At 58.9% G+C, this 14,212-nt stretch carries 11 protein-coding genes; all 11 read left to right on the top strand.

Annotated elements, in window-relative coordinates:
* The first annotated feature begins 7 nt into the window (after nucleotides 1-7).
* The 11 genes from flgK to JQ848_RS15035 all read left to right on the top strand — a co-directional run bounded on the left by flgK (nucleotide 8) and on the right by JQ848_RS15035 (nucleotide 14,090).
* Nucleotides 8-2,056, top strand: a complete 2,049-nt coding sequence (gene flgK / locus JQ848_RS15085) for a flagellar hook-associated protein FlgK (RefSeq protein ID WP_202210906.1) — start codon at nucleotides 8-10, stop codon at nucleotides 2,054-2,056.
* 14 nt (nucleotides 2,057-2,070) lie between these two features.
* Complete coding sequence (locus JQ848_RS15080) at nucleotides 2,071-3,660, top strand: flagellar hook-associated protein 3 (RefSeq protein ID WP_161718822.1); 1,590 nt, start codon at nucleotides 2,071-2,073, stop codon at nucleotides 3,658-3,660.
* A 354-nt stretch (nucleotides 3,661-4,014) separates the two neighbouring features.
* On the top strand, nucleotides 4,015-4,944 hold the full coding sequence (locus JQ848_RS15075; protein ID WP_003441810.1) for a ketoacyl-ACP synthase III: 930 nt from the start codon (nucleotides 4,015-4,017) through the stop codon (nucleotides 4,942-4,944).
* Between the two features lie 287 nt (nucleotides 4,945-5,231).
* Nucleotides 5,232-6,962, top strand: coding sequence for a flagellin N-terminal helical domain-containing protein (locus tag JQ848_RS15070; protein ID WP_003441813.1), 1,731 nt, complete (start codon nucleotides 5,232-5,234; stop codon nucleotides 6,960-6,962).
* A gap of 73 nt (nucleotides 6,963-7,035) precedes the next feature.
* Entirely contained in the window at nucleotides 7,036-7,386 is a 351-nt protein-coding gene (locus JQ848_RS15065; RefSeq protein WP_003441816.1) for a flagellar protein FlaG, read from the top strand.
* Between the two features lie 95 nt (nucleotides 7,387-7,481).
* A complete protein-coding gene (gene fliD, locus JQ848_RS15060; protein ID WP_003441819.1) occupies nucleotides 7,482-8,843 on the top strand; it encodes a flagellar filament capping protein FliD in 1,362 nt (453 codons plus the stop codon).
* Nucleotides 8,844-8,939: 96 nt separating this feature from the next.
* Nucleotides 8,940-9,329 carry a flagellar export chaperone FliS gene (gene fliS / locus JQ848_RS15055; protein ID WP_010656441.1) on the top strand — a complete coding sequence of 130 codons (390 nt, stop codon included), beginning with the start codon at nucleotides 8,940-8,942 and terminating at the stop codon, nucleotides 9,327-9,329.
* A 24-nt stretch (nucleotides 9,330-9,353) separates the two neighbouring features.
* Nucleotides 9,354-9,647: a hypothetical protein gene (locus JQ848_RS15050; RefSeq protein WP_003441825.1), complete on the top strand. Its 294-nt coding sequence runs from the start codon at nucleotides 9,354-9,356 to the stop codon at nucleotides 9,645-9,647.
* A gap of 176 nt (nucleotides 9,648-9,823) precedes the next feature.
* Nucleotides 9,824-11,299 carry a sigma-54 dependent transcriptional regulator gene (locus JQ848_RS15045; protein ID WP_003441828.1) on the top strand — a complete coding sequence of 492 codons (1,476 nt, stop codon included), beginning with the start codon at nucleotides 9,824-9,826 and terminating at the stop codon, nucleotides 11,297-11,299.
* Between the two features lie 239 nt (nucleotides 11,300-11,538).
* Nucleotides 11,539-12,705 carry a sensor histidine kinase gene (locus tag JQ848_RS15040; protein ID WP_003441830.1) on the top strand — a complete coding sequence of 389 codons (1,167 nt, stop codon included), beginning with the start codon at nucleotides 11,539-11,541 and terminating at the stop codon, nucleotides 12,703-12,705.
* Nucleotides 12,706-12,710: 5 nt separating this feature from the next.
* Nucleotides 12,711-14,090 (top strand): sigma-54-dependent transcriptional regulator, encoded by a 1,380-nt coding sequence (locus JQ848_RS15035; RefSeq protein WP_003441834.1) that lies wholly within the window; start codon nucleotides 12,711-12,713, stop codon nucleotides 14,088-14,090.
* Nucleotides 14,091-14,212 lie beyond the last annotated feature (122 nt).

Below are 14,212 nucleotides of genomic sequence, written 5' to 3'. Positions count from 1 at the left end.
TTGAACCATGGCGAGTTTGATCAACATCGGGATGTCGGGGCTGAACGCCAGCCAGGGGGCTTTGGCCACGGTCGGCAATAACATTGCCAACGCCAACACCTCGGGCTACTCGCGCCAGCAGATCGTGCAGGGCAGTGCCGGCTCGCAGCAAGTGGGCGGGGTGTTTATCGGCACCGGCACCACCCTGGCTGACGTACGCCGGGTGTACAACTCCTACCTCGATGCGCAGTTGCAAACCACCACTTCATTGAACGGCGATGCCCAGGCTTACCTCGACCAGATAGGTTCGGTGGACAAGCTGCTGTCAGATAAAAGTACCGGTGTCTCGGCCGTACTCAACAGCTTCTTCTCGTCCTTGCAAACGGCGGCCGGCGCCCCCGGCGACGCGTCCGCCCGCCAGTTGCTGCTGACCAATGCACAAGCCTTGAGCAACCGCTTCAACTCGATCTCGACCCAGCTCAACCAGCAAAACGAAGGCATCAACAGCCAGCTGGACACCCTGACCTCGATGGTCAACCAGCACACGGCCACCATTGCCTCGCTGAACAAGCAGATCGCCCAGGCCACCACCGCCGGCAATACGCCGAACAACTTGCTGGATGCCCGCAACGAGGCCGTGCGTACCCTGAATGAACTGGTCGGAGTAACGGTCCAGGAACACGACAACGTCTATGACGTGACCCTGGGGACGGGGCAGGCGCTGGTGCAGGGCAATACCTCCAATACCCTGTCGGCGGTGCCGGGCAAGGTCGATAAAAGCCAGTTCAGCATTCAGATCAACTACCCGCAGTCCAGCTCCGACGTGACCTCGGTCATCTCCGGCGGCAAGATCGGCGGCCTGTTGCGCTATCGCGATGACGTGCTGGCACCAGCCATGAACGATCTGGGGCGCACTGCGATTGTGGTCGCCGACGCGATCAACAAGCAGTTGGGGCAGGGCCTGGATGCCAATGGCGAGTTTGGCTCGTCGATGTTCAACAGCATCAACAGCGCGCAGGCCAACAGCCAGCGCAGCCTTGCCGCGACCGGTAACAGCCCGGGTTCGGGCAACCTGAACGTCAGCATCACCGACAGTGGTGCATTGACTGCCTACGACTATCAGGTGACGTTCACCAGCGACAAGGACTACACGGTCAGACGCTCGGACGGCACCAGCATGGGGGCCTTCAATCTGGATCAAAAGCCTGCTGCGGTCATCGACGGCTTCACCATGGACCTTAACGGTGGTGCGTTGAGCAAAGGTGATCAATTCCAGGTCAGCCCGACCCGCAACGGCGCCAGCAACATCGGCGTACAGATGAGCGATGCCAGTAAATTGGCGTTCGCCGGCCCTTTGGTGGCAGGCAAGGGCGGCTCCAACAGCGGTACGGGGGCCTTGAGCACGCCGAGCCTGTCCTCGGCGCTGGATATTTACGCGGGTGCGGACCTCGGCCTGGCGCAGTCGCAGATTGAAGGCGCAATGCCGGTACGGATTGCTTTTGACGAAGCTGCAAACGGCGCCCAGGGCTACCGCGTGCTGAACGAAAAAGGCGAGGAAATCGGTAAAGGCACCCTAGTGCCGGGCCAGGACAACAAGGTCACGATCAACCTGCCGGTGCTGGACGCTGCGGGCTTGCCGGTCACAAACGCCGACGGCACGCCGAAAACCATTGGCTTTGACACCACCATCAGCGGGTCGCCGGCCAAGGGCGACAGCTTCGACATCAAGTTCAACAAGGACGGCAAGGCGGACAACACCAACGCCAACCTGTTGCTGGGCCTGCAAACCAAAGCCACGGTCGGCGTCGGCAAGGACGGCACCGGCGGCGTCAGCATGGGTTCTTCCTACAGCCAGTTGGTGGCGAAAGTCGGTGGCCAGGCCAGTCAGGCCGCCGTCGACGGCACGGCCAACACCGCCGCGCTGGCGTATGCCACGCAGACCCGCAGCTCGGTGTCCCAGGTCAACCTGGATGAAGAGGCCTCCAACCTGGTCAAGTTTCAGCAGTACTACACCGCATCGTCGCAGATCATTAAAGCGGCGCAAGAAACCTTCAGCACGCTGATCAACAGTCTTTAAAGGAGTCCTCGACGATGCGTATCTCTACTTCCCAGTTTTTTGAGTCGACCAGTGCCACCTACCAGAACAACTTCTCGTCGGTGATCAAGACCCAGAGCCAGATCGACTCCGGCGTGCGCATTCAGACCGCTGGCGATGATCCGGTGGGTGCCGCGCGCCTGCTGCAATTGCAGCAGCAAAAAGACATGTTGGGTCAGTACACCACCAACATGAACGGTATCAAGGCGTCGCTGGGCAGTCAGGAAACCATCCTCGACAGCATCAACACCGCCCTGCAAAAGGCCAGTGAGCTGGCTCTGGGGGCTGGCAGCGGGAAAAGCGATGCCGATCGCGCGACGATTGCCAGCGAACTGGGGAGTATCGAAGACCAGGTGTTCAGCCTGCTCAACAGCAAGGATGCCGCGGGCAACTATATGTTCTCGGGCTCCAAGACCGATACGCCGCCCTATACCCGCAACAACGATGGCACTTACAGCTATCAGGGCGACGATACCCAGCTCAATCTCAAGGTCTCGGACACCCTGAGCCTGGCCGGCAGCGACACGGCCAAAAGCTTTATGGAAAACTCGGTCAATACCGGGCGTACACAGGTCACTGCACTGCCGGTGGTAGACGCAACCGGTGCGGTTATCCCGGACAATGGCAAGGTTTCGCTGTCCGCCGGTTTGATCACCTCAAGCCCGGTGTTCAATAAAGGCTTTGCCGAGGGTCAGCCCTACACCCTGGAATTCACCAGCAGCACTCAGTACAAGCTGACTGACGCCCAGGGCAAGGACGTGACCTCTGAAGTGCCAGGCAATGGTGTCTTCGATTCCACCAAGGAGGGTGCTCACAGCATCAGCCTGCGCGGCGTATCGTTCGACATTAACCTGAATCTCAAGGACATCCCGGCAGCCGATCAGGATGCGGCGGTGGCGGGGCACTCTTTCACCCTCGAGGCCAAACCCGACACCTTCAATACCTCCCGTACCCCGAGCAATACCTCGACGGCACAGATCACCGGGACTGGCGTGGCGGATGCCAAGGCCTACAGCGACAGCTTTCCGGGCAATGGTGCGGTGATCAAATTCACCAGTGACACCGAATACGAAATCTACGCCCAGCCAGTGACTGCCAGCAGCAAGTCGATTGCCACCGGCAGCATGACCGGCGACACGCTCAGCGCCATGGGGGTTACCTTCGATTTCACCGGCGCGCGCGCGGCTGGCGACCAGTTTGTGGTCAACAGCAACAACCACCAGAGTCAAAGTGCGCTGGACACCATCAGCCAGCTGCGTAAAGCGCTGGTGATCCCCAGCGACAAAGATCCGGCGGCCCAGCAGATCCAGAAAGACGCCATCAACTCGGCCATAGGCAATCTGAAAAACGCCAGTGCCGGGGTCGACAGTGCCCGGGGTTCGATTGGTGCGCGCTTGAAGGCGGTGGATATCCAGACCGACGAAAACATCAGCATGGGCCTGGCCAACGATTCCACCACTGCCGCCATTGGCAACACAGACATGGCCGGTGCTTCGATCGACCTGGCATTCCAGAAAGCCATGCTTGAAGCCTCGCAACTGGCCTTCGTCAAGATCTCCCAGCTGAGCCTGTTCAATCAGCTGTAATGCAGAATTTGCAGCACACCTGTGGGAGCTGGCGTGCCAGCGATACCGGCAAAACCGGCCTGTCTGAAGGGGCAGGGTGATGCTATCGCCGGCAAGACGACTCCCACTTGATCCTCGGTTTACCCGAAACGTTTTGTAAAAAACCGCACCAAATCGAGTGACCTATGAGTCATAACGCGCATCTTCACTGTATCGTGTGAAACGTACGGGCGGGTGCCGGGCCTTTTCCAGGCTGTTTTGTCTATTTTCATGCACCCATATTCGCCGCTTTTTGCGCGACTAAGCCCTTTTATTGTCAGCGCCCCTTGATTGTTCGAGCGGGTGATCTCCAGCTATTAGTATTGGGAAGCCACAATGATTGGCATTAAAAGCATCGCCAGTTACGTGCCTGCAAACGGTGTAGACAACTATGCCCAGGGCGCGAAGTTCTCCAAGGACGAAGACTTCATTCTGGGCAAGATTGGCTCGGCGTTTCTGCCGCGCAAAGATGCTGACCAGGAAACCTCGGACCTGTGTGTCGAGGCCGTCAACGCACTGTTTGCCAACAATCCGCAGCTCAAGCGCGAATCCATCGACGCGCTGATCGTCGTGACCCAAAACGGTGACGCAGAAGGTTTGCCCCACACCGCTGCCATCGTCCAGGACAAACTGGGCCTGCCGACCCACGTGGCCGCCTTTGATATTTCCCTGGGGTGCTCGGGCTATGTCTACGGCATCTACGCGATGAAAGGCTTCATGGAAGCCACGGGCCTGAAAAACGGCCTGCTGATCACCGCCGACCCGTATTCGAAAATCGTCGACCCCGAAGACCGCAACACCACCATGCTCTTCGGCGACGCCGCTACCGCCACCTGGATGGGCGAAGACGCACCCTGGCAGCTGGGCAAGGCCAAGTTCGGCACCGACGGTTCGGGTGCCCCGCACTTGAAAGTCAGCGACGGCGTGTTCTTTATGAATGGCCGCCAGGTATTCAACTTCGCGTTGCTTAAAGTGCCTGCACACTTGCACGAGTTGATGGACGAGTCGCAACTGACCTCCCAGGACATCGACGCCTTCTGCATCCACCAGGGCAGCGCGGCGATCGTTGATGCGGTCGCTCGGCGCTTCGAAGGCGAGCCGGAGAAGTTCATCAAGGACATGGTCGAGACCGGCAACACCGTGTCCTCGAGCATTCCGTTGCTGCTGGAAAAGCACGTGATGGACACCCCTGACTGGAAGCGCGTGGCCCTGAGCGGCTTCGGCGTAGGCCTGTCATGGGGCTCGGCGATCATCTATCGCCCTTGAGCTGAGGCTTGAACCACAAAACGCCCATGGCCAGAAGCCATGGGCGTTTTGCGTTGTGGCGTCCCCACTGCAGGAGCTGGCAAGCCAGCTCCCAGCGGCAAACAGATCAGCTCCGGGTCTGTGTAACCCCTTGAAACACAAGGGCTGGCCCCCTGCCAGTAAAAAAAATTAAAAAACCCCTCAAGCAACCTGCATTCACGACGATAACTATTACGAAGGTTCTCTAGGCCACACCCGGCGGTTGCCAGGGCCGGAAGCCGCAGTATTCATCCAATGAGGATTTCGTCATGGCTTTATCAGTAAACACTAACGTCACGTCCCAGACCGTTCAGAAGAACCTGAACAAAGCCGGCGACTCGTTGAGCACCTCGATGACCCGTCTGTCTTCCGGCCTGAAAATCAACAGCGCCAAAGATGACGCTGCCGGCATGCAGATCGCCAACCGTCTGACCTCCCAGGTTAAAGGCATGACTGTCGCCATCGCCAACGCCAACAACGGCTCGTCGATTGCCCAGACAGCTGAAGGCGCGATGCAAGAATCGACCAACATTCTGCAACGTCTGCGTGAACTGGCCCTGCAGTCCGCGAACGGTGATAAAAGCGCTGATGACCGTGCATCCCTGCAGCAAGAATTCACCGCCAAAGTCGGTGAGCTGACCCGTATTTCGTCGACCACCACCTTCGGTGGCCGCAACCTGCTGGACGGTTCGTTCCAGAACCAGTCCTTCCAGGTCGGTGCCGATGCCAACCAGACCATCTCGTTCGGCATGACCGATATCAGTGCTACCGGTTTGAAAGGTTCTTTCGGTGAGGCGAATGCTACTGGTGGGATCACGCAACTGGCTGCCAAAGTTACTGGTGGCGCGATTGATCTGAGCGCTACAACAACCCCGAATACACTTGCCACTGCTGCGGCCTATGCTGCGCCTGCTGCCACCGAAGTTCTTACCTTTGGCGGCGCTGGTACTGGCACCGTAACCCTTACTGCTGCTGAAGATTCCGCAGCGAAGGCTGCCGATAAAATCAACCTGTCGTCAGGTACCACGGGCGTTACTGCAAAAGATAATGCGGGCAAGCTGGAACTGAGCTCCACTGCATCCTTCACAGTTGCCAGTAGCGTTGCTGCGGATGGCGGTAACTTCAAAACTGCTGCTGCTACTTCGACTGCTGGTACACCTGTTACCGGGTTGGCCAAAGACGCTGATATCAACGTTAACGGTACGAAAATTTCTCTGACTGCCGGCATGAAGCTTGAGGGCGCTGGCGGAGTCATTGAGGCAATCAACGCGCAGACGACTGCCGCCGGTAAAACGGGTGTTACGGCAAGCGCTCAGGATGGTCGTTTGGTGTTGACCTCCCAGGACGGCAAGGCTGTGAGCCTGACCGACCAGGCAGATACGCCTGAAGGTAAAGGTGCTTTGGCGCAGTTGGGTCTGGCCGCAGGCAAGACCGAGGCTAAGCTGACAGCTGATACTTCAGTCACCATGAACGGCGTTGAAGTGAAGTTCAAAAAAGGCGACTCGATGGACTCCATCGTTTCTTCGATCAACAGTGCAAGCACTGGCGTAACCGCCAGCAAAAATGCTGATAACACGCTGAAGCTGTTCTCCACCAAGGACATCACTGTTGGTGACGGTAGCGCCGGTACTGGCTTGGACTCCCTGGGTCTGACTGCGAAAACCACAAGTTCCAACACTGTTGAAACCAGCGTAGCCAGCCTGAGCATTTTGTCCGCCGAAGGCGCTCAACAATCGATCCAGGCCCTGACTGGCGCAATCCAGCAGATCGATACTCAGCGTTCCGAGCTGGGTGCCGTGCAAAACCGTTTCGACAGCACTGTGTCCAACCTGCAAAGCATCTCCGAGAACTCGACTGCTGCCCGTGGTCGCGTTCAGGACACCGACTTCGCATCCGAAGCCGCAGAGCTGACCAAGCAACAAACCCTGCAACAGGCCGCTACCGCGATCCTGTCCCAGGCGAACCAGCTGCCGTCCGCTGTGATGAAACTGCTTCAGTAATTTCAGCCCTCGGTTGACAACGGAAGGGCGCGTTTACGTGCCCTTTCGTTTTTTTCAGTTTTGAGGTGATGGCATGGACATGAGCATCAAGCTGAACACCGCTTACCCGAGCCCTGCAGCGGTGCCGAACCCCGCGCCGGCACCGGTCGCAACCACTCAGGCAGGAGCGGTTTCTACCCCGGTGACAGGCAAGCCGCCTGAGCGTGCAGAGCTGGAAAAGGCTGTTAGTGACATACAAGCATTCGCACAGTCGAACCAGCGCAAGCTGGACTTTTCGATTGATGACACCACCGGCGTGATGGTGGTCAAGGTGATTGCCTCCGACAGCGGAGAGGTGATTCGCCAGTTACCTTCAGAGATGGCCCTCAAGCTGGCGCAAAACCTGGCTGATCCCCACAGCCTGCTTTTTCAGGGCAAAGCCTGAAGGTGGCATGAATTGTGATGCTGTCTGCTTCCTCGGCCTTGCTCGTCAAAAAAGCGTAAGCCCATAAAGCGGCAGCCCGGATAAGGAGAATACAGATGGCAAGTTCTACGATTACGGGTGTTGGTTCGGGTTTCGATACCATCGGTATTGTTAAAGCGTTGGTGGATGCTGAAAAAGCGCCCAAGCAAACCCAGATTACTGCGCAACAAAAAGACACCACGATTCAGTTGTCCGCTGTGGGCACGGTAAAAGGCGCGCTTGAAACCTATCGCGCAGCCATTGCCAAACTCAATAGTGTCTCCAGCTTCAACGGCCTGGCGGCTACCTCGTCAGACGAAAAAATTTCCAAGGTCACCATTGATGACAAGGCCTCCAGCGGTACCTACGCGCTGGATGTGACCAAGCTGGCGACCGCCTCGAAAGTTACCAGCAAGGTATTTGAGGGGGGGACCTCGTCAGTGGTCAACTCGGGTACCGAGCCCACGACCCTTACCATTTCGCAGTCCGGCAATGATTACAATGTATCGGTCCCGGCTGGCGCTACCCTGCAGCAAACCCGTGAAGCGATTAACACCCAGCTGCAATCCAAGGGCATCAGTGCCAACGTTTTGACCGATGCCAACGGGTCGCGCCTGGTCATCGGTTCGCAAACCACGGGCAAGGGTACTGACATCACCATCAGTGGTGACTCAGAGTTGTCGACCGGCTATGACGCCGGTAAAGCTCCAGAGAATGCCATTTACACCATTGATGGCATCGCCATGGAGTCGTCGAGCAACAAGATCACTTCGGCCATCAGCGGCGTGACGCTGGAGTTGATTGATACCAAGGCGTCGACCATTACCGTGGCCTCCAATACGGCAACCCTGAAAACCTCGGTCCAGTCCTTTGTCAGTGCTTACAACGCGCTGCTGACCAGTATCAACACGCAAACCAAAGTCACCGCCACCGGTGATGCCGCAACCACCACCTCGGGCGCCCTTACCGGTGATGCCTCGATGCGGCAACTGGTTAACGGTATTCGTAACGAGCTGCTGCAGAACAGCAGTTCGTCGAGCATGGGCAGTCTGTCCCAGATGGGTATCAGTACCGATCAGAAAACCGGGCTTCTGACCCTGGATGACAAGAAGTGGGATGCCGCAGTGGCAACCCCCAATGGTGCGCTGGAAATCAGCAAGGTGTTTACCGGTGACACCGGTCTGGTTGCGCGTATGACCAAGGCCACAGACAGCTATGTCGGTACCACCGGGCTGCTGGCGAGTCGAGTCACTGACTTGAATACCAAGCTGACGGATCTGACAACGCAGCAGGCGGATCTGGATCGACGGATGGAGAGCATGAAGACTTCCCTGACGTCCAAGTACACCGCGATGGACACCCTTATCGCCCAGATCAACGCCAGCAGCTCCAGCATCATGACCACTCTGAACTCGCTGAATAATCCTAAATCCAGCTGATTTCCCGCAGCCGGATCACTAAAGTTTTAGCCGTGACAGTCGACATAAAGATCAAGTCCTGGCCATTTTTGCCTGTCACCGTAATGAGGTAGCAACATGAACCCGATGCGCGCCCTTCGTCAGTATCAGAAGGTCAATTCCCACGCCCAGATCTCTGAGGCCAGCCCCCATCGCCTGATTCAAATGCTGATGGAAGGCGGTCTGGATCGCATGGCCCAGGCCAAGGGCGCGATGAGCCGTGGTGATATCCCGCAGAAGGTGGTGTTGATCACCAAGGCTATCGACATCATCACTGGTTTGCGCCAGGGCATGGATGAATCAAAGGCTGAAGACAAGGTCGCCTTCCAGCGCCAGGACAGCCTGTACGAGTACATGACCATCCGTTTGACCCAGGCCAATGCGCAGAACGATCCCGAAATCATCGACGAAGTGGCCCGCCTGCTGATCACGGTCAAAAGTGGTTGGGACGAGATTGCACCACAATAAAATTGAAGGCCCGAGGAGTGCGTCATGAGCCAACTGCAACGAATTCAAGAAACCCGTGAAGCACTGATCGATGCCCTGGCTGAACGCAACTGGGATGCCATCGGCCAGCTGGATTCAGCCTGCCGGGTGTGTGTCGAGAGTGTGCTGGATGAGGCGCCTGTGGATGAGGCGGTGTTGCGCGAGAATCTGGAAGGGTTGCTGGTGGTCTATCGCATGCTGCTGGAGGCGGCCACCGACGAGCGCCAACTGCTGGTCGAGCAAATGTCACAGATCAATCAAGCAAAAAGCGCATCAAAGGTTTACCATCTGTTCCGTTAAGGCATAAGGAATATGTGGTTAATTGACACATGCGCGCCATAAATTTGACTATGTATGTCTTTTGACTTAACTAGTGCTGTATTCTTTTTCAGTCGTCTTAGATATCCAACAGGTTGGGGCGACTAAATATGCCCTGCGTTTCGGGGCATTGAGTTGACTAGGGAAGTTGCTATTGCATGTGGCGTGAAACCAAAATTCTGCTGATCGATGACGATAGCGTCCGCCGCCGCGATTTAGCGGTGATTCTGAATTTTCTGGGTGAAGAAAATTTGGCCAGCTCCAGCCTTGAGTGGGAGCAGGCTGTCAGCTGTTTGTCGTCCAGTCGCGAAGTGCTCTGCGTGCTGGTAGGTACTGTCAGCATCGCTGGCGGTGTTTCCAGCTTGCTTAAGACACTGGCCGGGTGGGATGAGTTCCTGCCGATCATGCTTTTAGGTGAAATTTCTGCGGTCGACCTGCCGGAAGACCAGCGCCGCCGCGTTTTATCCAGCCTCGAAATGCCCCCCAGCTACAGCAAACTCCTCGATTCCCTGCACCGTGCCCAGGTCTATCGCGAGATGTATGACCAGGCCCGCGAGCGCGGCCGTCATCGCGAACCCAACTTGTTCCGCAGCCTGGTGGGCACCAGCCGGGCGATTCAGCATGTGCGGCAAATGATGCAGCAAGTGGCCGATACCGACGCCAGCGTGTTGATCCTCGGCGAGTCCGGAACCGGCAAGGAAGTGGTCGCACGCAATCTGCATTACCACTCCAAACGCCGCGACGCGCCATTTGTGCCGGTTAACTGCGGGGCGATTCCCGCAGAGTTGCTTGAAAGCGAGTTGTTCGGCCATGAGAAGGGCGCCTTCACCGGCGCAATCACCAGCCGCGCCGGGCGTTTTGAGCTGGCCAATGGCGGCACGCTCTTCCTCGATGAAATCGGCGATATGCCGTTGCCGATGCAGGTCAAACTGCTACGCGTCCTGCAGGAAAGAACCTTTGAGCGTGTGGGCAGCAACAAGACCCAAAGCGCTGATGTGCGGATCATCGCCGCCACCCATAAAAACCTCGAAAGCATGATTGAAGTCGGCGCTTTTCGCGAAGACCTGTACTACCGCCTCAACGTCTTCCCGATCGAAATGGCGCCCCTGCGCGAGCGGGTCGAAGATATCCCGTTGCTGATGAACGAGCTGATTTCGCGCATGGAGCACGAAAAACGCGGCTCCATCCGCTTCAACTCCGGCGCCATCATGTCGCTCTGCCGTCATGCATGGCCGGGCAATGTCCGCGAGCTGGCCAATATGGTTGAGCGCATGGCGATCATGCATCCGTACGGGGTGATTGGCGTCGCCGAACTGCCGAAGAAATTTCGCTACGTGGACGACGAAGACGAGAACCTGGTCGACACCCTGTTCAGCGACATGGAAGAGCGGGTGGCGATCAACAACAGCACCCAGGACTTCAGCGCCACGGCGATGCTGCCCCCTGAAGGCCTGGACCTCAAGGACTACCTCGGTGGTCTGGAGCAAGGGTTGATCCAGCAAGCGCTGGATGACGCCAATGGCATTGTCGCCCGCGCCGCCGAGCGCCTGCGCATTCGCCGTACCACCCTGGTCGAGAAAATGCGCAAATACGGCATGAGCCGTCGCGACGGGGAAGAGCCGGCGGAGGATTGACGCCTGCTACTGCTTTTGACTCTGTAGCAGCGAGCCAGCTCGCGAGCCTGTTGCTCCAGGATGCCCGGAAGCCGCCATCACCCGCGGGCTTGCGCCGGTACAGTTTCAAGCCGCTTCTTTAGGCACGGGTATTGCACCGCTTGGGTCAACGAACCGTTTTATGACGGTCAGCCAAGCGAGAACGCCCCATGCCGCACATAGCCCAACAGTCCTCTGGCCCTGATCTCGCAGGGCAAGCCATGTCGCTGGGGGCTACGCCGTCTACTCCGGCGCAACTGGAGCACGCGTTCTCGCTGTTCAATCAAATGTCGACCCAGTTGACCGATTCCTACAGTCTGCTCGAAGCCCGGGTCACCGAGCTTAAAGGCGAACTGGCATTTGTCAGCGCCCAACGCATGGCGGAACTTGCGGAGAAAGAACGGCTGGCCAACCGCCTGCAAAACCTCCTCGATCTATTACCGGGCGGGGTCATCGTGATTGATGACCGCGGCCTTGTGCGCGAGGCCAATCCTGCGGCCAGCGAGCTGCTTGGCTTGCCCCTGGAGGGCGAGCTGTGGCGCCACGTGATCGCCCGCTGCTTTGCCCCCCGTGAAGATGACGGGCACGAGGTATCGCTCAAAGACGGGCGGCGCCTGTCGATTGCCACCCGATCGCTGGATGCTGAGCCCGGGCAACTGGTATTGCTCAACGACCTGACAGAAACCCGGCGCCTGCAAGATCAACTCGCCCGCCATGAGCGTTTGTCTTCGTTGGGGCGCATGGTCGCTTCGCTCGCCCATCAGATCCGCACGCCGCTGTCGGCGGCACTGATCTACGCCAGCCATCTGACTGAACAGGTGCTTCCCGTCGAAACCCAGCAGCGTTTTGCCGGGCGTCTCAAGGAACGTCTGCATGAGCTGGAGCACCAGGTGCGCGACATGCTGGTGTTTGCCCGTGGCGAGCTGCCGCTGACCGATAAAGTTGCTCCCAAGGCCTTGATGCAGGCCCTGCAAGCCGCAGCCCAGACCCATGTTCAGGGCGTGTCGATGCGCTGGCAGTGCGACGCTTATGGCGGTCTTGTGTTGTGTAACCGCGACACCCTGGTCGGTGCATTGCTCAACCTGATCGAAAATGCCCTGCAAGCCGGTACACCTCAGGTGCGGCTCAAGGTTCATCTGTACGCCCGTGACAACACCTTGCGCCTGTGCGTCAGTGACAGCGGCAGCGGCATCGAGCCCAAGGTGCTGGAGCGTCTGGGCGAGCCGTTTTTCACCACCAGGGCCACCGGTACCGGGCTGGGCCTGGCGGTGGTCAATGCAGTGGCCCGGGCCCATCAGGGTCAGCTGCTTTTACACTCGCGGCCGGGGCGCGGCACTTGTGCCTTGCTCAGCTTGCCGCTGATTCCAGGCGAGGCGCAGGAAAACTGATGGCGATGGCAATCAAGGTTTTACTGGTCGAAGACGATCGCGCTCTGCGTGAAGCCCTAGCGGACACCCTGTTGCTGGCCGGGCACGGTTTTCGCGCGGTGGCATCGGCCGAAGAAGCGCTGGAGGCAGTTGCTGGCGAGTCATTCAGCCTGGTGATCAGCGACGTCAATATGCCTGGTATGGACGGGCACCAATTGCTTGGCCGGTTGCGTGTCAGCCAGCCGCAATTGCCGGTGTTGCTGATGACCGCCCATGGCGCCGTCGAGCGCGCCGTGGATGCCATGCGCCAGGGTGCGGCGGACTATCTGGTGAAGCCGTTTGAGCCCCGGGCGCTGCTGGATCTGGTCGCCCGGCATGCGCTGGGTAGCCTTGGGGCGGCAGATAGCCAGGGACCGGTGGCGGTTGAGCCGGCCAGCCTGCAATTGCTCGATCTGGCGGCGCGAGTGGCCCGCAGCGACTCCACGGTGCTGATCTCGGGCGAGTCGGGCACCGGCAAAGAAGTGCTCGCGCGCTACATCCACCAGCATTCGCACCGCAGCAGTCAGCCGTTTGTGGCAATCAACTGCGCGGCAATCCCCGACAACATGCTCGAAGCCACCTTGTTCGGCCATGAAAAAGGCTCGTTTACCGGGGCCATTGCGGCGCAGGCGGGCAAGTTCGAACAGGCGGACGGCGGCACCTTGCTGCTCGACGAAATCAGCGAAATGCCCTTGGGGTTGCAGGCCAAATTGTTGCGGGTGCTGCAAGAGCGCGAAGTCGAGCGGGTCGGCGGGCGCAAGCCGATTGCGCTGGATATCCGCGTAGTCGCCACCACCAACCGTGATCTGGCGGGGGAGGTGGCAGCGGGGCGTTTTCGCGAGGACCTGTACTACCGGCTTTCGGTCTTTCCTCTGGCCTGGCGCCCGTTACGCGAGCGCACCGCGGACATCCTGCCGTTGGCCGAGCGCTTGTTGGCCAAGTACATCAGCAAAATGAAGCACACCGCGGTGCGCTTTTCGCCCCAGGCCAGAGCCTGTCTGACCACCTATGCGTGGCCGGGCAATGTACGGGAGCTGGACAACGCGATTCAGCGGGCGCTGATCCTGCAGCAGGGCGGTTTGATTGAAGCGCCGGACTTCTGCCTGGCAGGTCCGGTGGCGTGCGCGCCATTGCCGGTTTTGGTCGAATCCTTGCCGCTTGATACGGCCGAGTCGTCGGGAGCGCTGGGTGATGATCTGCGTCGCCGCGAGTTCGAGATGATCATCGAGACCTTGCGCGCCGAGCGCGGCCGTCGCAAAGAGGCCGCCGAGCGCCTGGGCATCAGCCCGCGCACATTGCGCTACAAGCTGGCGCAAATGCGCGATGCCGGGATGGATGTCGAGGCCTGCCTGTTTGCCGCGACGTAACCGGGGCCGTGGCTGTAGGCGCTGACGAGGCTGCGATGGCGTTGTGCTGGCTTCGCGGCCGCTGCGCATCCTGTCGCAGCCTCGTACCTCTTCAGCGACAACGGGGTTTCTGCCTGCGACGA

Source organism: Pseudomonas paraversuta (assembly GCF_904067025.1).
Classification (GTDB): domain Bacteria; phylum Pseudomonadota; class Gammaproteobacteria; order Pseudomonadales; family Pseudomonadaceae; genus Aquipseudomonas; species Aquipseudomonas paraversuta.
Note: the sequence above shows the minus strand (reverse complement) of the source record. Positions and strands in the feature narration are given on the sequence as shown.